The organism is Paenibacillus glacialis (assembly GCF_001637205.1).
GTDB classification, from domain to species: Bacteria; Bacillota; Bacilli; order Paenibacillales; family Paenibacillaceae; genus Paenibacillus_AQ; species Paenibacillus_AQ glacialis.
Genome location: NZ_LVJH01000070.1, coordinates 320,305 through 342,602, shown reverse-complemented (window position 1 = coordinate 342,602; position 22,298 = coordinate 320,305). Strand labels below are relative to the sequence as shown.

Annotated in this window: 15 protein-coding genes, 3 pseudogenes and 1 CRISPR repeat array; of the genes and pseudogenes, 15 read left to right on the top strand and 3 right to left on the bottom strand. The window is 39.6% G+C overall.

Annotated elements, in window-relative coordinates; translation table 11 throughout:
- The first annotated feature begins 99 nt into the window (after positions 1-99).
- The 9 genes from PGLA_RS24325 (at position 100) to PGLA_RS24290 (ending at position 12,122) form a co-directional block, all read left to right on the top strand.
- Positions 100-2,535, top strand: a complete 2,436-nt coding sequence (locus PGLA_RS24325; protein ID WP_068537779.1) for a CRISPR-associated helicase/endonuclease Cas3 — start codon at positions 100-102, stop codon at positions 2,533-2,535.
- 15 nt (positions 2,536-2,550) lie between these two features.
- Positions 2,551-3,279: a type I-C CRISPR-associated protein Cas5c gene (gene cas5c, locus PGLA_RS24320; protein WP_068537778.1), complete on the top strand. Its 729-nt coding sequence runs from the start codon at positions 2,551-2,553 to the stop codon at positions 3,277-3,279.
- Entirely contained in the window at positions 3,276-5,279 is a 2,004-nt protein-coding gene (gene cas8c / locus PGLA_RS24315; RefSeq protein ID WP_068537777.1) for a type I-C CRISPR-associated protein Cas8c/Csd1, read from the top strand. Before cas5c ends, cas8c begins: the two co-directional genes overlap by 4 nt.
- A complete protein-coding gene (cas7c, locus tag PGLA_RS24310; protein WP_068537776.1) occupies positions 5,260-6,138 on the top strand; it encodes a type I-C CRISPR-associated protein Cas7/Csd2 in 879 nt (292 codons plus the stop codon). Before cas8c ends, cas7c begins: the two co-directional genes overlap by 20 nt.
- On the top strand, positions 6,125-6,784 hold the full coding sequence (gene cas4 / locus PGLA_RS24305) for a CRISPR-associated protein Cas4 (protein ID WP_068537775.1): 660 nt from the start codon (positions 6,125-6,127) through the stop codon (positions 6,782-6,784). The genes cas7c and cas4 overlap by 14 nt, the downstream gene beginning before the upstream one ends.
- Complete coding sequence (gene cas1c, locus PGLA_RS24300; protein WP_068537774.1) at positions 6,781-7,812, top strand: type I-C CRISPR-associated endonuclease Cas1c; 1,032 nt, start codon at positions 6,781-6,783, stop codon at positions 7,810-7,812. Before cas4 ends, cas1c begins: the two co-directional genes overlap by 4 nt.
- A gap of 10 nt (positions 7,813-7,822) precedes the next feature.
- Positions 7,823-8,113, top strand: coding sequence for a CRISPR-associated endonuclease Cas2 (gene cas2, locus PGLA_RS24295; protein WP_068537773.1), 291 nt, complete (start codon positions 7,823-7,825; stop codon positions 8,111-8,113).
- Positions 8,114-8,301: 188 nt separating this feature from the next.
- A CRISPR array of direct repeats spans positions 8,302-11,240; the repeat unit is 32 nt; unit sequence GTCGCACTCTGTACGAGTGCGTGGATTGAAAT.
- 49 nt (positions 11,241-11,289) lie between these two features.
- The gene (locus PGLA_RS29900; protein ID WP_425415418.1) at positions 11,290-11,568 is read left to right on the top strand and encodes a hypothetical protein; all 279 of its coding nucleotides are present in this window, start codon (positions 11,290-11,292) and stop codon (positions 11,566-11,568) included.
- Between the two features lie 20 nt (positions 11,569-11,588).
- On the top strand, positions 11,589-12,122 hold the full coding sequence (locus PGLA_RS24290) for a DUF3841 domain-containing protein (protein WP_068537772.1): 534 nt from the start codon (positions 11,589-11,591) through the stop codon (positions 12,120-12,122).
- Between the two features lie 664 nt (positions 12,123-12,786).
- On the opposite strand, the gene sstT is transcribed toward PGLA_RS24290, so the two are convergent.
- Complete coding sequence (sstT, locus tag PGLA_RS24285) at positions 12,787-14,016, bottom strand: serine/threonine transporter SstT (protein WP_068537771.1); 1,230 nt, start codon at positions 14,014-14,016, stop codon at positions 12,787-12,789.
- A gap of 431 nt (positions 14,017-14,447) precedes the next feature.
- On the opposite strand from sstT, the pseudogene PGLA_RS24280 reads away from it, so the two are divergent.
- The 6 genes and pseudogenes from PGLA_RS24280 to PGLA_RS24255 all read left to right on the top strand — a co-directional run.
- Positions 14,448-14,645, top strand: a pseudogene (locus PGLA_RS24280) (RNA polymerase subunit sigma-70); the annotation flags it as partial.
- A 626-nt stretch (positions 14,646-15,271) separates the two neighbouring features.
- Positions 15,272-15,538 (top strand): CD3324 family protein, encoded by a 267-nt coding sequence (locus PGLA_RS24275; protein ID WP_068537769.1) that lies wholly within the window; start codon positions 15,272-15,274, stop codon positions 15,536-15,538.
- 155 nt (positions 15,539-15,693) lie between these two features.
- Positions 15,694-16,740 carry a phosphotransferase enzyme family protein gene (locus PGLA_RS24270; RefSeq protein WP_068537768.1) on the top strand — a complete coding sequence of 349 codons (1,047 nt, stop codon included), beginning with the start codon at positions 15,694-15,696 and terminating at the stop codon, positions 16,738-16,740.
- A gap of 80 nt (positions 16,741-16,820) precedes the next feature.
- Positions 16,821-17,366, top strand: coding sequence for a GNAT family N-acetyltransferase (locus PGLA_RS24265; protein ID WP_068537767.1), 546 nt, complete (start codon positions 16,821-16,823; stop codon positions 17,364-17,366).
- A gap of 1,403 nt (positions 17,367-18,769) precedes the next feature.
- Positions 18,770-19,132: a hypothetical protein gene (locus PGLA_RS24260; RefSeq protein WP_068537766.1), complete on the top strand. Its 363-nt coding sequence runs from the start codon at positions 18,770-18,772 to the stop codon at positions 19,130-19,132.
- Between the two features lie 86 nt (positions 19,133-19,218).
- Entirely contained in the window at positions 19,219-20,364 is a 1,146-nt protein-coding gene (locus PGLA_RS24255) for a hypothetical protein (RefSeq protein WP_068537765.1), read from the top strand.
- A 269-nt stretch (positions 20,365-20,633) separates the two neighbouring features.
- On the opposite strand, the pseudogene PGLA_RS27720 reads toward PGLA_RS24255, so the two are convergent.
- Positions 20,634-20,782: pseudogene (locus tag PGLA_RS27720) on the bottom strand (IS5/IS1182 family transposase); the annotation flags it as partial.
- Between the two features lie 235 nt (positions 20,783-21,017).
- Positions 21,018-21,161: pseudogene (locus tag PGLA_RS29895) on the bottom strand (IS4 family transposase); the annotation flags it as partial.
- Between the last annotated feature and the right edge of the window lie 1,137 nt (positions 21,162-22,298).

Below are 22,298 nucleotides of genomic sequence, written 5' to 3'. Positions count from 1 at the left end.
CCGGATCGATCTATCACGAATAAGATGTTGTTTATGGAGTGCTTAAAATTAGGAAGTAACTGCTGCGTTTGTGTCGACAATGGATAAGGAGATGTATTCATGATTGCACATATGAGAAAGACGGATTATAAAGAACAAACGGTACAAGAACATTTAGAATCGGTCTCAGCTATTGCGAAGGAATTCGGCAAGAAGGTGAACGTTCAATCCATGGCGGAGCTTGCTGGTTATTTACATGACATGGGAAAGAATACGAAAGCGTTCAGTACATATATTGAAAATGCTGTGAAAAAGCTAGGAGCACCTTCTGTAAAAATTGATCATTCGTCGGCAGGGGCGAAGTATTTATATGAACGATATTATATTGATTCTCCCAAAAAGCTAAGCGAGAGTATATCCAATATTGTGATCGAAATGGTAGGGATGGTTATTCTCTCACATCATTCGGGATTGCAGAACTTTTTGCAGACGGATGGGAGTCAATCTGATTTCTTTAGAAGGGTATGTAGGGAAGACCTCCCTCATTACGAGGAAGTATGCACAACATTCTTAAGCGTTCCAGGCAATCAAGCGAGGGTTGAAGAACTCTATCAGGCTTCATTGAAGGAAATGAAAACCTATCTATTGCAACTTCAACAACTATCGAAGCAATGGCAGCGGAAAAGTCACATCTCTAAGCTTGTCTATCATAGTATATTGATGAAGTATATCTTTAGTTGTCTTATTGATGCGGATCGTACAGATTCTCGTCGGTTTGATGAAGAGGATAGATCGGATTTATATCCATCGAATCAGTTGTTTTTTAAAGAGAGTTATGATCATTTGATAGATCAATTACAAGAATGGGCAGCAGGTCCAGAAGCGTCACATCCGATCAACCAACTACGTGTAGCAATGTCAGAACAATGTGACCGTTTAGCAGAAGAACCTTCATCGATTCGTCAATTATCGATTCCAACAGGTGGTGGGAAGACGTTTGCAAGCTTGCGATATGCGTTGAAGCACGCGCATTTAGAAGCTAAGGACCGGATCATCTATGTCGTCCCATACACAACAATATTAGAACAAAATGCGGATGCCGTTCGGAAGATTATTAAGAACAAAGATATGGTCTTGGAACATCATGCGAATGTCATTGATGATGCGGCAGGTGATGACGAACTAGATTATTATCAAAAGCCTTCACTAAAACAAATACAATTAGCACGAGATAATTGGGATCACCCGATTATTTTTACGACGATGGTACAATTTTTAGATACATTCTATGGTAAGGGAACTCGCAAAGCGCGCAGGTTACATAATCTAACGAATGCGATTGTCATCTTTGACGAAGTGCAATCTGTACCTATCAAGCATATCCCTTTATTTAATAGCGCTGTGAACTTTCTACATTACTTTGGTAAGAGCAGTATTATCCTGTGCACAGCAACGCAGCCATCGCTTACGGAAACAGCATATCCACTACTGATGAATGCAGATGCTGAAATGGTGAGGGATTTACCCAATGTTGTGAAAGCGTTTCAACGAGTATCAATCAAAAGTAAAGTATCCAAGCAAGGTTGGAATGCAAACGAAATTAGCAACTTTGCGTTAGATGAATTAGAAGATAAGCAATCATTACTTATTATTTTAAATACGAAAAAGGCAGTTCTAAATGTGTATCATGAGTTGGAGAAATCATCAGGATACAGCGTATATCATTTAAGTACATCGATGTGTCCGCAGCATCGTAAGGATATTCTAAAAGAAGTAAAGAAGAAGCTTAAGTCAGGCGATGAGAAAGTGATCTGCGTAAGTACGCAACTCATTGAGGCAGGGGTAGATATTAGTTTTGAATGTGTGATCCGCTCATTGGCGGGATTAGATTCAATCGCCCAAGCGGCAGGTCGGTGTAACCGCAATGGTGAATACGCCAAAGGAACGGTATATATTATACGTGCGCAAGATGAAGCGTTATCGAGATTACCTGAAATTGCACTTGGTCAAAAGGTGACCGAAGAAGATGTCCTAACTCGAAGTGAATTAGCTGAAGATCTGCTTAGTCCGGCAGCGATTCAGACTTATTTTGACTTCTATTTAACGAAGGCAGCGCGAGAAATCCGAATGTCAGATTCCAAGCTTAATATTCCTTTAATTGAATTGATTGATCATAGTCAGAAGTATTCCGACGCTGTACCACAGGGATGCCGGAAGACGTCAGTGCGATCGATGTATAAGACGCTTGAATCTCGTTTCGAAGTGATTGAAGCCCCGACGACAGGGATATTAGTTCCATATCATGATGAAGGCCGGAAATTAATAGCAGACTTGAATGAGGAGATCCGTGATTACGATCAATTGAATCTGTTATTAAAAAAGGCTCAGTTATATAGTGTCAATGTGTATAGTCATACGCTACGTCAGTTAGTTAAAGAGGATTTGATATTTCCACTTCATACGAAAGGGGTATATGCACTTCAGGATGGCGGCTATCACAAAGAATTCGGTCTGTCCCTTACTGGAGAAGGAGAACAGTGTCAATCTATCTATTGAAGGAGGTGAGAAAACATGCGAAATAGTATTGATTTTATTGTCCATGGTAAATACGCTCTATTTACAGATCCTGTTACCAAAATTGGCGGCGAAAAGTTCACATATCAAATTCCAACATATCAAGCGCTGAAAGGGATTGTTGAATCCATATACTGGAAGCCTACTATAATTTGGTATATAGATGAAGTCAGAGTCATGAATGCAATACAAACGGAAGTGAAGGGCTTACGGCCGACGAAACATCATGAATCATCCAATGAGCTAGCTTATTATACTTATTTACGCAACCCATCCTATCAAGTTCGCGCTCACTTTGAGTTCAATGAGCATCGTCCTGACCTTGAACATGATCGCAATGAGAATAAACATCATAACGTCGCGAAGCGTTCAGTTGAGCGTGGGGGACGGCGGGATATTTATCTTGGAAGTCGAGAGTGCCAAGGTTATGTTGAAGCTTGTGAATTCCAAAGCGGTAAGAGTGACTACGATGAATATGGGGAGATTAATTTCGGCTCCATGTTCCATGGATTTAACTACCCGGATGAGACTGGAAGAAATGAATTAGAAGCACGGATCTGTATTCCTGTGATGAAGAACGGTATTATCCAATTCGATAGACCCGAAGATTGTCTTACTGTGCGTTCCATTAAAGAGCAGGAGCTAAAAGCATTCATGCTAGGTACGAATCTGAAGTCTGTGGAGGAAGAGTATTCCGAAATGTTCCAAGGGGAGGTGAATAAATGAGCTGGATGAAGCGCTTGTATGATGTGTACGACAATAATGTTAAGCAAGTGGGAGAGTTTAAATCACGGGGCGAAGGCCAACGTTTCACTTTACTGCCAATCTCTCATGTGACTCAAAGTGCACAAATTGAAGTGACATTAGATCGTGATGGTAACTTTTTCCAAGCAGAGGTTGTACCAAAAGAGGAAGCACGAACTATTGTACCAGCAACGCTAAATTCTGCTAATCGTGCTGGAGCGAAGGTAGCGGGACACTTTATACATGATAAATTGTTTTATGTAGCAGCAGATTATATGAAGTATGGTGGGGCACAGAAACGTGCAGATAATTACCCACAATATATCGGCCAGATGGAAGATTGGGCAACGAGCGAATTCAGTCATCCCAAGGTTGAACTAATATACAACTACGTTAAGAAAGGCAATGTTATCCGCGATCTTGTGGAATCGAAGGTGTTATTTGTAGATGAGAATGGCAAGTTAATCGAAAAATGGACAAGCAGCAATGCTACGAAATATGGGATAGAGAAACCCGATATTTATAAAGTCGTAACTGGGGATAGCAGCGAGTCACTTGTACGCTTTAATCTGTTAAGAGAACATTCGACTGATCTTCCTGTATGGGAAGATAAAGAACTCTTTCAAATATTTCAGAACTACCTTGCTCATACAATGGACGGAACTGCGGCCAAAGGTCTCTGTTATATTAGCGGTGAGATTGCAACATTAGCAGAACAGCATGGATCACGCCTGCGTAATGCGGGTGATATGTCCAAGTTAATCTCTTCTAATGATGACAAAGGATTTACATATCGCGGCCGTTTCGACAAACCTAGTCAAGCTGTGCAGATCGGATATGATGTATCACAAAAAGCGCATAGTGCATTAAGATGGCTCATTCAACGGCAGGGATACCGCGCGGATACGCGAAATTTTGTTACATTTGGAGTTAAAAATCCTGCGGTAGTTCAACCTTTCCAGGGGACATTGGATATATTAAAGAATTCGAATGAATCAGACGCATTAGACGAATTGGAGCTCGAACTGGAACGTGAACTGTCATCTAACGATGAGACTGAAAGAGACTATACGAATCTTGTCATTGCAGAACAAGTGCAACAAGCATTCCAAGGAATGAAACACAACTTTTTAATCGAAGGCGTTGACCATATCATTGTAATGGCTGTTGATGCTGCGACAACTGGAAGATTGGCTATCGTCTATTACCAAGAGCTGGATAGTGCGTTATTTCTAGATGAATTATCTCATTGGCATCGTACGTGCAAGTGGTATCAGATTTATTATGATGCGGATAACAAAAAAGTAGTAGATTACGTCGGAACACCTTCAACTTATCATATTGTTGAGTCAGTCTACGGTGACAGAGCAGATCCTAGAATAAAAAAGGAATTGTTTACGCGTTTACTACCTTGCATCGTTGACCATGCGGCGATACCAAAAGATATCGTAAGAGCGATTTTTAACCGAGTGAAGAATCCGCTGAGCTTTAAGGATGACTTATTAAGCCGGACAGGTGAATGGCAAAGAACATTGAATATTGCTTGTGCATTGATCCGCAAACAATATGAAAAGGAGGAAATCAATATGACGTTAGAAATTGACAATCCGTCGCGCGACTATTTATTCGGAAGATTGCTTGGTGTGGCCGAAGTGTTAGAACGTAAAGAACTTAACCGTCGAGGTGAAAAACGGGCAACCAATGCGACGCGCTATTTTAACGCATTCTCACAGCGTCCTGCTCGCACATGGATGACGATTCGTAAACAACTTCATCCTTATCAAGTCCGTCGAGGAGAGAATATATCATATTATAATAAGTTGATTCGAGAGATTGAAGACCGTATCTCAGTTGAATATATGAATAATGAAGCGTTAGGTCCGTTGTTCTTACTCGGATACAGTAGCCAAGTGAAGGATATGGGTAATTACACAAATAAAGAACAGAAAGAGGAGAATATTGATGACAACAATTCAGAATAAAATTGACTTCGCTATTGTATTTACAGTGGATAAAGCTAATCCCAACGGAGATCCATTGAATGGTAATCGTCCGCGTCAAGATTATGATGGACATGGAGAGGTATCCGATGTCGCGATTAAGAGGAAACTCCGCAATCGTTTACAAGATGCAGGGGAAGCTATCTTAGTACAGTCAGATGAACGTCGTGCGGATGGATATCGTAGTATTTATGACCGTGTGTCAGGCAATGAAGATGTAGCGCCGTATTTTGCGAAGAATAATAAAGCAGCGAATAAAGAGGAATTAGTTGAAATGTTTGCTAGTAAGGCATGGTATGATGTCCGCGCATTCGGACAAGTGTTTGCTTTTAAAGGAACGGATGTTTCAGTAGGAGTACGAGGACCTGTTTCTATTCATGCAGCAACAAGTGTTAGTCCTGTTGAAATTACGAGTATGCAAATTACTAAGAGTGTTAACTCTACGACGAATGAGAAGGACCCAAGTAAGAAGACATCTGACACCATGGGGATGAAGCATCGTGTTGATTTCGGAGTATATCTTTTCTGCGGTAGTATCAATCCACAATTAGCTGAGAGAACGGGATTCTCAGATGAGGATAGCGAGAAGTTGAAACAAGCATTTATTACATTGTTCGCAAATGATTCTTCATCAGCAAGACCAGACGGTAGTATGGAGGTAAATAAAGTGTTCTGGTGGGAACACAATTCGAAATTAGGTCAATTTTCATCGGCCAAAGTACATCGTTCAATTAAAATAAAGTTAAATGATGGCGATAAAATTCCAAATTCGATAGATGACTATACGATCACAGTTGAGAATCTAGAGGGTTTACCTGTGAAAGAATATGACGGACTATGATGCATCTGAGTTTCTCTTATTGTCAGGGATTCAGCATTTCCAGTTTTGCGAAAGACAATGGGCACTAATCCATATTGAACAAGAATGGGAAGAGAATGTTCTAACGGTTGAAGGGAGCCATCTACATGAGAAAGCGGATGACCCTTTTATTAGAGAAAAGCGAAAAGATGTATTATACGTGCGCGGGCTACCCGTGCACTCTTCTAAATTGGGACTTACAGGGATTTGTGATGTCGTTGAATTTCATAGAGACCCCAATGGCGTACCTTTACAAAATGAAGAAGGATCATACTTGCCAGTACCTGTTGAATATAAAAGAGGTCGACCGAAAAAAGATCAATCAGACATTTCGCAGCTCGTGGCGCAGGCGATATGTTTAGAAGATATGCTTTATTGCACGGTCCCTCGAGGGGAACTCTTTTATCATGAAACTCGGCGCCGGGTAGAAGTAGAAATAACAGAAGATTTGAAAAATGATGTGAGAAGAACAGCTCAACGTATGCACGAATATTATCAAAGACGGCATACACCTCGTGTGAAAACAGGAGAACACTGCCAAAGTTGTTCATTACGTCATATTTGTTTACCAGAGTTACTAACCAAAGAATCTGTCGCACGTTATATGAAAAGGATGTTGGCAGAATGAAAAGGCTGTTAAATACGATATATATTACAACACCAGATGCTTACCTTGCTTTGAAAGGTGAGAACATTGCTATCATGAAAGATGATGAAACGCTTGGACGAGTACCACTACATAATTTGGAAGCCATTTGTACATTTGGACATCAAGGGGCTAGTCCTGCTCTTATGGCTGCTTGTGTAGAGAAGAATATCGCAATCGTATTTCTAACGAGTAGTGGTAGATTTCGTGCAAGAGTCATTGGACCGTCTAACGGAAATGTCGTGTTAAGGAAAACACAATATAGAATTTCAGATAATGAAGAGAAGAGTGCACATATTGCCAGGCATTTTCTAGTTGGAAAGTTGTACAATGCGAAATGGACTTTGGAGCGAATGACAAGAGATCATGCTCTACGAATTGATGTTGAGAAATTCAAAAGCGTGTCTGCGCATTTGACAGAGTCAATGAAACAACTAATGACTATTGAGGATTTGGAAGTGTTGCGAGGGATAGAAGGGAATGCTGCAAGTGCTTATTTTTCTTTAATGGACGATATGATTCTGCAACAGAAGAAAGATTTTTTCTTCAAAGGTAGAAATCGAAGACCCCCATTGGATAACGTGAATGCATTATTGTCATTTGCCTATTCATTACTATCTTCTGAGGTTGGAGCCGCATTGGAAGGCGTTGGATTAGACGCTTATGTTGGTTTTCTACATCGAGACCGTCCAGGTAGAATGTCACTTGCACTTGATATGATGGAAGAATTGAGAAGTGTTTATGCAGACAGATTCGTTCTATCATTAATTAATTTGAAGCAAGTACAAGCATCTGATTTCCTTAAGAAAGAAAGTGGTGCCGTACTTATGACGGACGATGCACGTAAAAAAATATTACAACTGTGGAAAGAGAAAAAGGAAGAGAAGATTACACACCCATTTTTAAAGGAAAAAATATCTTGGGGACTTGTCCCGCACGCACAAGCACTACTTTTAGCTCGATTTATTAGAGGAGATATTGATGCATACCCACCATTTCTGTGGAAGTAGGTGAACGGTAATTCTAGTATTGATTACGTATGATGTCAGCACGATGTCCGATGGTGGAACAAGAAGACTGAGGGTAGTCGCAAAAAAATGTGAAGACTTTGGTGTACGCGTACAAAATTCAGTCTTTGAATGTATTGTTGACTCAGCACAATTAAAAAAGTTAGAAATAGAATTAGCAGAATTAATTAATCCAGCTGTCGATAGTTTAAGGTTTTATGTACTGGGTAACAACCATAAACATAAGGTCAAACATATCGGCGCCAAGTCGAGTTTAGACGTTGAAGGGCCCCTAATTTTCTAGTGCGAACCCGAAGCACACATGAATTCCCTGGGAGGTTCGCACCAGAAAAGACTAAATAATAGCCTTTATTTGGATATTATTGGATTTACAAGCGAGGAAAAAAGGATGGATACGGATGGATACGGATGGATACGTTGATTTTCACTATAAAAACGGTGAAAATCTACTTTTTTCATTACTTTTTCGCTGTCGCACTCTGTACGAGTGCGTGGATTGAAATTACTGATCCAAAGATAGTCATTACGTATACAGTCGTCGCACTCTGTACGAGTGCGTGGATTGAAATTCGTCTTCCGCTAACTCCGCAACAACCTCTCCGGTCGCACTCTGTACGAGTGCGTGGATTGAAATAATTATATCTACGTTGGCTAATGCTGTTATCGCAAGTCGCACTCTGTACGAGTGCGTGGATTGAAATCGGATCAATGCGTGGGCGTGGCAAACTTTCACCTGTCGCACTCTGTACGAGTGCGTGGATTGAAATAGCAATTAACATGCTAATGCCCCTTTGCCATTTTTGTCGCACTCTGTACGAGTGCGTGGATTGAAATCGATCATCTGCGCTCCTGCATAGGTTTACTTGACGTCGCACTCTGTACGAGTGCGTGGATTGAAATACAAGCAACGCCATTACCGTCTCGATCTAGCTTGTCGCACTCTGTACGAGTGCGTGGATTGAAATAAAGACATGGACCCAGAAAACCCGCATGAGCTTACAGTCGCACTCTGTACGAGTGCGTGGATTGAAATGAATCCGTCATGGACGAATCCGCCTGTATCATCGTCGCACTCTGTACGAGTGCGTGGATTGAAATGTATTACGAAGTATTCGATTAGCCTGGTTACGGGTCGCACTCTGTACGAGTGCGTGGATTGAAATCATTTACCCATGCTCGATACGTAGCAACTACGCGTCGCACTCTGTACGAGTGCGTGGATTGAAATCTCTAACTCAACATCAGGATACAACATTTTCATCGTCGCACTCTGTACGAGTGCGTGGATTGAAATATTTCCATGCGTTTGAGCCCTCAGAGTAGGTACAATGTCGCACTCTGTACGAGTGCGTGGATTGAAATTAATTCTCCCTTTCCTAAACACTCTAATTCATCTGTCGCACTCTGTACGAGTGCGTGGATTGAAATTCCAATTGTTACAAGCGATGATTTGAATAATCGTGGTCGCACTCTGTACGAGTGCGTGGATTGAAATTGTACCTGTTCAAGCGTCAACGCCATATTTATTGTCGCACTCTGTACGAGTGCGTGGATTGAAATTGTAAACCCCCATTTCAGCAGTTCGACGCTCTAGTCGCACTCTGTACGAGTGCGTGGATTGAAATTTGATCTTTAAACTTATAAGCAGTAACACCCAATGTCGCACTCTGTACGAGTGCGTGGATTGAAATTCTGTTAACAGCATCAAAAGCATCCAAAGGTACACGTCGCACTCTGTACGAGTGCGTGGATTGAAATATTAGTGCTTCAGGTGTTAATTCTTCGTTTGGAGTCGCACTCTGTACGAGTGCGTGGATTGAAATATCAGATAACAGATAAATAACATTTCGATATAAGTCGCACTCTGTACGAGTGCGTGGATTGAAATAACTTCCACTCTCAGTAACTCAGTTGCCAATATGTCGCACTCTGTACGAGTGCGTGGATTGAAATCATGGTGCCGTTATCCCCCTTGCGACTGCATAAGTCGCACTCTGTACGAGTGCGTGGATTGAAATTTCAAACGGTCAATGAACTCATCCCACGTTAAGTGTCGCACTCTGTACGAGTGCGTGGATTGAAATGTATATTCCGTGGTAACTTCCGCCTGTCCATCGTGTCGCACTCTGTACGAGTGCGTGGATTGAAATCGTTAACAACTGTTCCTTTGTTCTGTCCGGTAGTGGTCGCACTCTGTACGAGTGCGTGGATTGAAATAAGATCGCAGCAAAGGCGGATGTGTACGGACGCGGTCGCACTCTGTACGAGTGCGTGGATTGAAATCTAGTAAAATTTCCTTATTAAACATCGGGTACCGGTCGCACTCTGTACGAGTGCGTGGATTGAAATAATATAGTTTCAATTGCTTTTTCAAAGGGTTTCGTCGCACTCTGTACGAGTGCGTGGATTGAAATTGAATATGGAGCAATCACCGAATATTTAGTTTCCAGTCGCACTCTGTACGAGTGCGTGGATTGAAATCAGTTATATCAGGTCAAAAATTACCTATCCTTGTGTCGCACTCTGTACGAGTGCGTGGATTGAAATCGGCAAATCCACAAGGAAATCAAAGACCGTTGGCGTCGCACTCTGTACGAGTGCGTGGATTGAAATACTTGTGTTAATCGGATTAGAAGTTGTGAAACCTTCGTCGCACTCTGTACGAGTGCGTGGATTGAAATTATTATGCTGCTTATAAACCATATGAAGGTCCTAAGTCGCACTCTGTACGAGTGCGTGGATTGAAATTGATTTAATATTTCCGTATAGTATCAGTTCTCCGTCGCACTCTGTACGAGTGCGTGGATTGAAATTTTCCATGGATGTTTACAGATGACAGCAGTATGAGTCGCACTCTGTACGAGTGCGTGGATTGAAATACTCATCGCTTGTACACTCTGTAACTGTGTCATGGTCGCACTCTGTACGAGTGCGTGGATTGAAATCTACAATTGGTGCTATGGGAGAGATGAGAGTTAGAGTCGCACTCTGTACGAGTGCGTGGATTGAAATCCCTCAAATGCTAAAGCAGTCGGATAATCAAATTTGTCGCACTCTGTACGAGTGCGTGGATTGAAATCATAAGCGCGTTCAACACTACTCTCAATAATTCGTCGCACTCTGTACGAGTGCGTGGATTGAAATTTTAGACGATTGTTATTATGAAACTGAAAAGACTGTCGCACTCTGTACGAGTGCGTGGATTGAAATACATAGTGAGTTAATACTTCTTGTTCACGTGGCGGTCGCACTCTGTACGAGTGCGTGGATTGAAATCGTAGGTGCTCTATCTGCTTTCGGTGGTGGCGGAGTCGCACTCTGTACGAGTGCGTGGATTGAAATTTCCGGAGGCTCGTATTCCATCATAGGGAGATCGTCGTCGCACTCTGTACGAGTGCGTGGATTGAAATCAAAAGTTCAGGAAACAGTTGAAGATATAGAATCGTCGCACTCTGTCGAGTGCGTGGATTGAAATACATAGATGAGATTGAGTTCACCGGATCGTTTGCGTCGCACTCTGTACGAGTGCGTGGATTGAAATTTCAAGATGACCATGAATTGAAGGATCTTAAAGCGTCGCACTCTGTACGAGTGCGTGGATTGAAATATGAATGGAGCCCTCAGGTAACTTTACTGAGTCTGTCGCACTCTATACGAGTGCGTGGACCGAAATGCTTACGAAATGTGGAACGAGGTTATATGAAGAATTTGTTTGAACTAACGTTTAAGAAAATCTGAGTTGGGTTAGGGGTACACAAATGGGGATATATTGGTCACTACAGACAGAAGAGGTATGGGATCAAGCAAAAGAACTTGGGTTTTTAATTGGTCAAGAAGAATATGCGATGTATCCTAATGAGTACTTATGGATGATAGATCAAATGAAAAAGCGCATAGATGGCTACGAGGGTGAACACCCCATTTGGTTATGGATTAAGAAACCTGATATGCGTTCGACAAGTCATTTTCCAAGTCATACAAATTGTGTGAGATTGACTTTTGAACTTAATAACAAGCATGTCTTAGTTTCAGATTTTGAATCTTGGCATATGGTTCTTAATGATTCATTTTATGCTAATAATGAAAAGGAATATGATGACTTTCATTCAGGACTTTTAAATATTACAAAAGAAGAGAGCTGGAAAAGGATTTTTGATCTCAGTCGTTTACGGGATGTTGAGTGGGATGGAAAAGGTGATTGGTTGCAAGGTGTAACAGGAAAGATTGATATATGTAAAGTGAATAAGGTTGAATATTTTGTGAGTCGAAAACAGGCAGAATATATGTTGTGAAACGGTGAGGTTGATCCTATCCCGTTCAATTTAGAAAAATCATAACAGATGTATTTCATTCTTTTAAGTTTCTTCTTCGGAAAGGCCTTTATATTTCCCGTACATGCACAGATAGGCATCCGCCCTCATAGAATAAAATTACCGTTAACGCATGTGAACACGAACCGACGTCAGGATGATGCTCGGTTTGTTTGTATTGGGAGGGGGACGAGCATCGAAAAATATGAGCAGGAGGACGGTTTCTACCCCGAGGTTTATTTGACAGCGGCTCTGTAATGGGTATAAGGAGAGTATCGGCTAAGACTGCCACGGGTGCACTGCAAAACCAGGAGAATGATACTGTAGAAAGGAAATGGGTATATATTCTTGTTCTCCGACAAACATAGATGTCAGAGGACAAGAACATAGAGATGTGTGTAACAGATTTCTGAGAAAGAAAATGAATGCGGTTATATATCATGAATGTCTTAGGGAATGAACAGTACTGCTGGATTCCCTAAGGCTTTAGTGTACTTTTCAATAAGCTTCTCTATATAAGATGTTCAAATAGTTTGCCTAATCGGTCAATGCTTGCAGACTAAAATAAACATACAGAAATTTTCAGAGCTACCGGAAGCATAAGGCAAACAGGAAGTGGATTATCCTGCATTTTATCAATATTTTTCTAGATATTAATCATAAATTCCTTGCCTTCCTTACGTTTTTTTGAATATTCAGCTGTTGCTGTAAAAAGTAAGTCAGAGGATGAATTAAGAGCTGTTTCAAACGAGTCCTGCAAAACACCGATTATGAATCCAACACCAACGACCTGAATAGCAATTTCATTCGGAATGCCGAATATACTGCATGCTAGAGGAATCAGTAAGAGCGACCCGCCGGCAACACCTGAGGCGCCTGCAGCAGCTACAGCGGATAGGATGCTAAGAATAAGTGCCGTACCAAAATCCACTTCAATGCCAACCGTATGAACAGCAGCGAGAGTCAAGACAGAAATCGTAACCGCTGCACCCGCCATATTAATCGTAGCACCTAATGGGATGGACACCGAATACGTATCCTTATCCAGCCCCAGTTTTTCACATATTCTCATGTTGACTGGAATGTTTGCAGCTGAGCTACGTGTGAAGAATGCGGTAATCCCACTTTCCTTCAGGCAATAAAAAACAAGTGGGTAAGGATTTCTGCGAATATTTATATATACGATCAATGGATTAATAACAAGCGCCATAAATAGCATACATCCAACAAGAACAAGAAGCAGTTTACCATAAGTGAGCAAGGATGAAAGTCCATTTGCTGTAATGGTATCAAAAACTAGTCCCATGATGCCTAATGGTGCCAAGCTAATTACCCATTTGACGATTTGTGAAACGGCATCTGAAAAATTAGAAAGCATATCTTTTGTGCTATCATTGGCATTTCTTAAAACAATGCCCAGAAGGATAGCCCATGTTAGGATACCGATATAGTTGGCATTCATTAGGGCATTTACTGGGTTGTCGACAACCTGAAATAGCACAGTCTTAAGTACTTCTACAATCCCTTCAGGTGGAGTTAGGTCGTTGACACCCGTCACAAGTGACAAGCTTACCGGAAATATAAAACTTGCAATAACGGCTATTAGCCCCGCTAAAAATGTACTTAAACCATACAGAGCAAGAATCGTTTTCATATTCGTTTGGTGGCCTTTTTTATGTTTGGAGATGGCTGACATCACTAAGAGTAAGACCAATACAGGCGCAACCGCCTTTAATGAGGATACAAACAAGGAACCGAAAATGGTGATCCCTGTTGCATTAGGAATTGATAAAGCCAAGACTATACCAGCTATAATACCCACAAGTATTCGTTGTACCAGGCTGACTTGGTTCCACTTGAGTATGAATGTTTTCAATTATTTTCCTCCGGTTTCAATATGGAAATATAACTAAGCCCAGCCACTATACTTTATTGAGGCAAGTTAATATTTAGAGTTAGTTTATCACGAATATTGTCGGTTGTGTACGATTGTAAAAGGATGGTAGTCTTATTTCGCACTGGAGATAAGAATTGTGTTGTCGACGATTGTTCAACAACTCATGTATTGTATAAGTAACAGTTCCCATCCGCACCTCCTTACAATGTGTCCCAAGATGGGGCTTTTTTATTTGGCTTCAGCTCCGTGTTCTTTCAGGGATTCCTTTCCTTTTGAATTTCTCCAAGATTACTTTCAGTGCTGGGAAGGCCTTTATATTTCCCGTACATGCACAGATAGGCATCCGCCCTCATAGAATAAAAATGACCGTTAACGTAGTAGGTTGTTGTATTCAGTAGGAGGTGTCATCTTTGTCTGGACTGATCAGTATGATTGCTTTATTTATCAAGGAACTCTCGCTTCTGGTATCTTACGTCAAGAACAATGCATTTCCTCAGCCGCTATCCGAGAAAGATGAGAGCAAGTACTTAAAGTTGATGGCCGAAGGAGACGGCTACGCGCGAAATATGCTTATTGAACATAACCTGCGACTCGTGGCGCATATCGTCAACACATTGTGAACACGAACCGATGTCATGAATAGGTGAGGTTTGTGCGGTAAGGATGGGACGAGCAATCGAGCCATCTGTAGATTTCTGATCCATTCAAATCTTTCTCCCGTAAATATATAGGAGTATCTACTGTGAAATTGCTATAGCATCTTCCATAAATAATTTGGTTGAGATGAATCCTACTGTTGGGTTTATAACCTATATAGTGAAGATTAATCGGGGTGAAGCGTATCACAAATAGTGGTAAAGCAGAGAGTGGAAGTAATGGTGAACTTAAAAAATGAATAGTTATGTAATATAAAACCAACAGGAAAAGCTAAGTTAGGTGTTGTAAATATTTATAGATCTGAGTATCGTACAAGCTAGCTAAACAGTAATTTCTCTACTGTGAAGGATATCCGATACCCAGATCGATGTTATATTGTATGAAACAATATTTACGAGGAGGGCCAATATGACAAAGTTTAAGATAAGCTCTATGCAAAGTCTACACTATAAACAACGGCGGTTGTTTGTATAGAGCTAGCAATAAGTTACCGCCTTAATTACTTGCATAGCGATATTGTTTATACTATAGACTTTGCTACCTTAAGATTTTCACTAATTTAAGGAGTAGAGCTATCATGAAATATGTAAACGCTGATATTATTTTTCCAGAAGAATTAGTAAAGGAAATACAGAAGTATATACATGGTGGAATGGTATATATCCCTAAGGCTGAAGGATTACGTAAGAAATGGGGCGAAAATTCAGGTAACAGAAAATATTACAGCCATAGAAACGATGAGATTCGTCATGAATTTTCTGTGGGTGCAACTATTGATCAACTATCAGATCAATTCTATCTTTCTTGCGATAGTATCAAAAAAATCGTTTATTCAAAAAAATAGATTATGGAAAGTCACATTGGAATAAATTCTGATGTGACTTTTTTATGCAATATATAATTTCTAGTTGTTTATTATATATTTCTAGAATCTTGCTACTAGTATAATTATTTGTATAACCGGTTTTTGGTTCGATATTAGTGTTTAGGGGGTAAAGTATGAATGAATTTTTTCGAAATGATACGGATGAAAATAGGCAGTCTTTGCTAGTTAGAGCGAGGAAAGTCGCTTTATCGGCATTACAACAGTATGACTTGGAATGGGAACGCATTCAATTTATCCAACTATCGGACACGATAACGTATAAAATTGAGACAAGAACGGCGGAATGTTATTTGCTTCGTATTCATTCCGATCGATTGAGTAAAGAGGAAATCCGTTCAGAACTCGCTTTTCTCCGAGCACTAAATAAGTCGGATGATCTAAATGTACCAGAAGGGTTGGCAAACTGTAATGGCTCCTATGTATTGGAGATCAATACTGAAGAGGGATATCGACGCCCCTATGTCACGATGATGAGGTGGATAGAAGGAGGGCATGCAAGCGGGGAATTTACGGACAGCTGTGCATATAATATGGGCGCAATGATGGGGAAACTCCATGAAGTAGCTGCATGTTTCGTGCCACCTTCTGATTTTGTTCGACCCATATGGGGAGCAGCCAGTTTTAGACGTGCGATGGCTAAGTTGGAACGGTATTATGCACGGTTTTTATCGAGTGAGACATGGAAGGTGTATCAGGCTGCAGCTGAGAAGATTTTATCCGAGCTCGCTACAATGCATCCGAACGCCCATAACTACGGACTCATTCATGCGGATTTACATACTGGCAACATCGTATTTAAAGATGATCAGCACAATCCGATAGATTTCGGAAGGTGTGGTTCCGGCTATTTTCTCTACGATATGGCTGGCACGCTATTAGAGCTTTATCCTAAGCATCGATGGATGTTTATCAAAGGCTATGAGAGTGTAAGAAAGCTGGAAACGGACTATGTTCGGTATTTGGAATGTTTCTTTGTCATGTTCATGATCGAGAATTACTGCCATCATGCTTCTGATCCAAGAGAAACATCCAGTTTAATCGATGAACAACAGTACGCCCTAGCGTATATAAGGGAATATTTAAATGATACCCCATTTCTATTCGATGTAATCGAACCTGTGGAAATTGATACATCAACTATAATAGATATGAGGAATTAATATCGGGATTTTCATAGGAGATAGATTACTACAAAGTAATAATTTTTCGCAGAATCAAACTTATAGAGGAGCTGCCTATTATGACAATTGAAGTAAGATTAACTAATAAAAATGAAGCTTACATTATTAAAAATATGTACCCACTATACCTTTACGACTTGTCGGGACACTATGGACTTATTCCAGGACACATCCCAAACAACCATGGAATATTTGAGGATAGTGATAGTTACAAAACATTACAAGATCAATACGATGTCCAAAACATATGGTGGGAGAAACAAAAATATCTTTTTCCGTATCTAATCTTAGTAGATGACATACCTGCAGGCTTTGCACTTATTGCTACTCCACCTCATTGCTCGCAAGGCATTGACTTTTTTGTGAATGACTTTTTTCTCATGCAGCCGTTCAGAGGTAACGGGGTTGCAGAATATGCTATAACGAGAGTGTTCGAGAGGTTTACAGGTAAATGGGAACTATTTACGAACCCCTCAGAGAGAAATGCGATTGGACAAAAGTTTTGGCGCAAGACAGTATCTAATTATACAAAAGGAAATTATGAGGAAGTGCTCGGATTAACAATCGATGGTAATAAGTTGATATTCAGATTCTCTAATACTTGAGCTTTAGCAATGAGTACGAGAGGAGAAACGTACCATAAATAGTGGAAAAGCGGAGTGTGGAGCTGGTAGTGAGTTTGAATGAAATAGATAGATAATAGAGGTTATAAGATGGAAAGAATAGAAAAGTTCCGGGGAATAATCATTATGAGATAGATCTATTTAACAGCAATCTACATGTATTTGCTAATCCGGACAATTATCAATCGTTTGATTCGAGACCCTTTGAGATGCCAATAACAACTTAAGAATTCCACGTAATCTATATATGAGTTATAAGTCAGATGCGCATGTTGGCATTGGAACCTGTATCGGTACAACTACGGTGTGGATAAAGAACTTGGATTTTTAATTGGTCAAGAAAAGTATGCGATGTATCCTAATGAGTACTTATGGATGATAGATAAAATGAAAAAGCGATTATGTAACTATAAGGGTGAATATCCCATTGGTTCTTAATGATCATTTAATGCGGATAATGAAAAGGAATATGATGAATTCCACTCAGGACTTCTAAATGTTACAAAAGAAGAGAGTTGGAAAAGGATTTTCAATTTCAGCCGTTCGCGTGATGTTGATTGGAGCGGAGATGGTGATTGGTTGCAAGGTGTAACAGATAAGATTGATATACGTAAAGTGAAAAGGTTGTAAGTCGAAAACAGGCAAGTTATATGCTATGAAATGTGATTTTATAATGAATATTGAAAGTGAGCAGAGAAAAAATGAGAACGGATATGGAAGAGATAAGGAAAGAAGTTGTACGAATGAGGATTCAAGAAGGACAATACATAATCCTAAAACAAAACCGCAATTATTATTTAACAATATGTATTTTTTTCCTTTTTAAATTTCCCTCCGATCAACACTATTAAGTCCATAATAGTATGAACTCTTTTTCCGCTGTATACCGTAATAGGGTAATACCATAACTGACTATTCAGTGACAACTTTTTTCTTTATCCCGTACATACACAGATAGGCGCACACCTACATAGAATAAAATGACCGTTAAAGTAGTAGGTTGTTGTATTCAGTAGGAGGTGTCATCTTTATCTGGACTGATCAGTATGATTGCTTTATTTATCAAGGAACTTCTTCCCGGAAGAACTTGCCTAGCGATCGGGTTACAACTCGATAGACATATTATAATTAATGAAAATGAACTTGCAAAGCTGGTTTTGATTCCTTTTGGTAGTTGATCGAGTACTGTTGTTACTTTATCATAGAGAAGGAACCACTTCTATGTGGCAGTGTAGACTTCGATACTTTCACTTTACCAGACGAAGAGGTGTTTTTTTTATTTTCGTCAAGCAAACAATTCAAATGCTCTCAAACCTAAGTGGAGAGTGCAGTTAATCTGATTTTGAAGCTGCGAAAGTTGAATTATAATAAATGAGGTGGAGTATATGAATCTAATTAAAATTCTGGTTTTATCGGTGCTTATTATGACAATCGGCTGCTCAAGTACGAGTAAGCAAGACGTGTTTGATTATTTATCTTCCGACTCTAGCGATAGGTACAGAATCCACTTATTTTATGAAGAAACGACTCAATTAGATAATAAGCTACTTGTATATTGGAATTCAAAGCAAGAGCTATTGGAACTCATCCAAGGCATTCAGCTATTCGATGTTGAGGTTAAGAAAAACAAGGAAATGGCGAACGCGATGGAACTCGACGACTTTCCTTGTTTTATAATTTTGAATGACAAAGAGGTTGTTTTGAAAACAAAAGACCTAGTGGATATTGAGCATTTCTTCAAAAACTAGCCCCGTAGTCCTATGTCAATAATTTAAAAATATGTTTATAATTGGAAATAAGAGATCTCTTAAAATTTCTTTTTCCGGAGGTTATTATGAAGAAGTGTTACTTATTTGGTTTAATTCTTACATTGATGATATCGACATTTTCTTTATCTCACGTTGCGAATGCCTCTTCAGAACTGCCTAAACAGCTCGATTTTACAAATGTATACGAGTTTGAAGCAAGCACTTACGGTTCGTTAGCCGCGTATGACAACGTTAGTTTTTCGTTTGAAGAGTCTCAAAAAACTACGCTCAAAGTGAATTCAAGCACCCTTGCCATTAATGAGAATCTTGAATATGTATTAAAGAAAAGCAAAGACGAAGCCGTTACTCTGGTAAGAGGATCAAAGATGATCGATGACAAAACCTTGTTGTCCTTCAACATGGTCTTCGACGACATTTCGAATGCCAATGGCAATATAACGATTACTAAAGAAGTAATCGATCCGGTAACAAAGCAGAAGGATTACGTGGAAAAAAATATTCGTTTCGTAAACGGCGTTGATTCCGCTCAAGAAATCGTCGCCAATATCTCGGAGAATAGAAATAGTATATCCGATAACAATATCGCTCCGATGGCTTCCATCGACTATCCTACGAATATCAACTATAAATATGGAAATAAGTTTTATGCTGGCTATTTCATGAATCAAAGCCACATCGTTGGCAATGGCGGTTCCAATCCTATGCAAATTAAAATAAAGCCAGTTGGAGGAGCATATTCATATACCGATGCTACAGGAGCTACGGGAAGCTTAAAGGGAGATATTTCTGGTGTCACAAAGATAAATTTCCGTTTTGAGCGAACTTCAGGAGTAGGCGTACTGACTTACCCGATATTAAAAGAAAGCCCTTCGAGGACCTTTGATATTGACCTAACGTATTCGTTCCCAGGCGGAATAGGGATCGGTAAAACTTTGCAGATTCCTGTTAGCGGCTCTAATTCAGCAACGGATGGAAACCTGGCAAGATGGGACCTTAACGACATATACTTAGATATGGAGAAAAACGGAAGCTCGGTTGATGCATTTTATCTATATGGGGAAACAAGAGGCAACGGAAGCGGACAAGTTACGGTTTCTCAAGGCGCGTCTGTTACTTTAGGAGCCGTTTATGTTTTCGGAAATAAGCCGGCAGCCATCGTAAACATTAAGGAAGACATCCCCTTTACGAATAAAACGATTACGGTGAAATAGTATGACCAGCAGCACAACGCTATAAGAAGCGCCCTTAGAATCGACATTGGAAGTGGCATAAATCGAATCGGAAGGATGAAAAGTGCCTCATCCAGTGCTCTCATATTGTCGAAAAACCCCGTCTTTTCAAGAGAAGCCATTGAAGAACTAACGCATTTCTCGGGGCAACTAAAATAGGACGAAACAAGAGACGACTCTTACCCCATAATTGGAAAAATGGGGTAAGAGTCGTCTATTCGCTACCTAAACAAGCCTATACCACTGGCTTTTTACTTCATCAGCTTCAATATTTTCTTCATGTTAACAGCAAAGATCGCCATCGCGCCCTGTAACGCCATTCCAACAAGACCCGAGGATGACGCTACTTCATACCATGTCTGTGTTTGAACTCGCTGTTCTTCGCTTCAATCTTGAACCTTCATTTTTCCTTCAACCAGTATTGGTAAAGTTAATGCATCTCTAATTTTCAATGTTATCCTTCAGTTTTCTCCTCAATGATGATATAAGTCGTTTGGTTATATCCCCTAAGCACACAGAATTAACGATTCTGACGCTCCCGCGTGGGCTACATCCATCTCTAAGTTTACACACAATAATTATCACCTTTCCTTATGATATTCAAGTCTTTTTTCTTGAATTATAAATATTATCACTCAACTTTCGCAGCGTAAATCTTTAAACAAACCCCTGAAATAGCTGGATAAACCAGAGATCCAATCCTGTAGTTGACAATAAACAGACGCTTTGTTCTTTTTCGTCTTTGCTTTGGCCATTTCGAGAAATAAAACCATAAGTTCGGTGGAAAGTAGAAATATAAATAGTAATGCGTCACGTTCAAGGTGATCAGTATTATATGTGACCAACGTGTGTAAGAAACGAAGTACTTCATGACGAGATAAGATTCTCCTCGGTTTTTTAGTCGGTTTGTAATCACTTAGCACGAATTGTATCTCTCTAGTTACGTTTTTGAAATTATGATTTATATATATAGGAAAAACTTGAGCAATGCATGTGTATTTGTAGATAACCAAGAATATCCTCGATCCATATTTTTAAATAGATAATAGTCTAGTACTTTATAATCTAGGGGTTTATATGCAATAATCTCTTCTGTTATTGGATGAATCACTTTATATATTTTCGATAAATCAACATTATCAGTGGAACACCCTAATTCATATGATAAAAAATCTTTGAATTCTATTAAAGCTTTTACATAAGATATCCTAGTTCAAGTTTAATTCTAATGAGTCCTCAACAAATATTAAAGGTAATAATGGATGAAAATCAACTAAATATTAAATTTACTAATCGTATAACTCTAGAGGATACACACATGGTCTCAGGATTCAAGAAATTGTGCGATATTCTGCTCCCATTAAAAACAGAAAGTAATTTGATAAGGATTTTACCTTACGTGTTGTTCTCAGTTAATCATATCGATTTATATGAATTTAAACAGATTAATTTCAGGTATTTAAGAGAGATAAAATATGAGGATTATTCTAATGAGACTTGCAGGATATTGCTTTGTCTTTACGATCATATAATCAATAATAACAATCCTCAAATAGAAGAAATGATAATTTCTCGTTACTTGGAAAGAGGCTTATGAAATCGTAGTAACAAATTGAATTTAACTTTAGCTAAAAAAATTCTTATCCACATAACATAGGATGACATAAATTTCGCTCTATAGTGATACGGAGAACCGTATCACAAATAGGGCGAAAAAATCGGTGTCAGGGAGAAGCTATAGGATAAAGACAAGGATCATTGACCAATTTTCATCGTCAGTACCTCCTGCCACTGTTCAAATAAAGGAATGACTAAAAGTAAACAACGGGGCTGCTGTAAGTGGTCTGGTTGTTTGCTGTTTTTTTGACATTTTTTTGCACTATTCTAACATATTCCATATTACCTATGTTAATATA

Coding starts and splice junctions, on each gene's coding strand:
- cas4 (WP_068537775.1), top strand. CDS start 6,125: ATGACGGACTATGATGCATCTGAGTTTCTCTTATTGTCAGGGATTCAG.
- cas8c (WP_068537777.1), top strand. CDS start 3,276: ATGAGCTGGATGAAGCGCTTGTATGATGTGTACGACAATAATGTTAAG.
- PGLA_RS24270 (WP_068537768.1), top strand. CDS start 15,694: ATGAATGAATTTTTTCGAAATGATACGGATGAAAATAGGCAGTCTTTG.
- PGLA_RS24325 (WP_068537779.1), top strand. CDS start 100: ATGATTGCACATATGAGAAAGACGGATTATAAAGAACAAACGGTACAA.
- PGLA_RS24260 (WP_068537766.1), top strand. CDS start 18,770: ATGAATCTAATTAAAATTCTGGTTTTATCGGTGCTTATTATGACAATC.
- PGLA_RS24255 (WP_068537765.1), top strand. CDS start 19,219: ATGAAGAAGTGTTACTTATTTGGTTTAATTCTTACATTGATGATATCG.
- cas1c (WP_068537774.1), top strand. CDS start 6,781: ATGAAAAGGCTGTTAAATACGATATATATTACAACACCAGATGCTTAC.
- PGLA_RS24290 (WP_068537772.1), top strand. CDS start 11,589: ATGGGGATATATTGGTCACTACAGACAGAAGAGGTATGGGATCAAGCA.
- cas5c (WP_068537778.1), top strand. CDS start 2,551: ATGCGAAATAGTATTGATTTTATTGTCCATGGTAAATACGCTCTATTT.
- PGLA_RS24275 (WP_068537769.1), top strand. CDS start 15,272: ATGAAATATGTAAACGCTGATATTATTTTTCCAGAAGAATTAGTAAAG.
- cas7c (WP_068537776.1), top strand. CDS start 5,260: ATGACAACAATTCAGAATAAAATTGACTTCGCTATTGTATTTACAGTG.
- PGLA_RS24265 (WP_068537767.1), top strand. CDS start 16,821: ATGACAATTGAAGTAAGATTAACTAATAAAAATGAAGCTTACATTATT.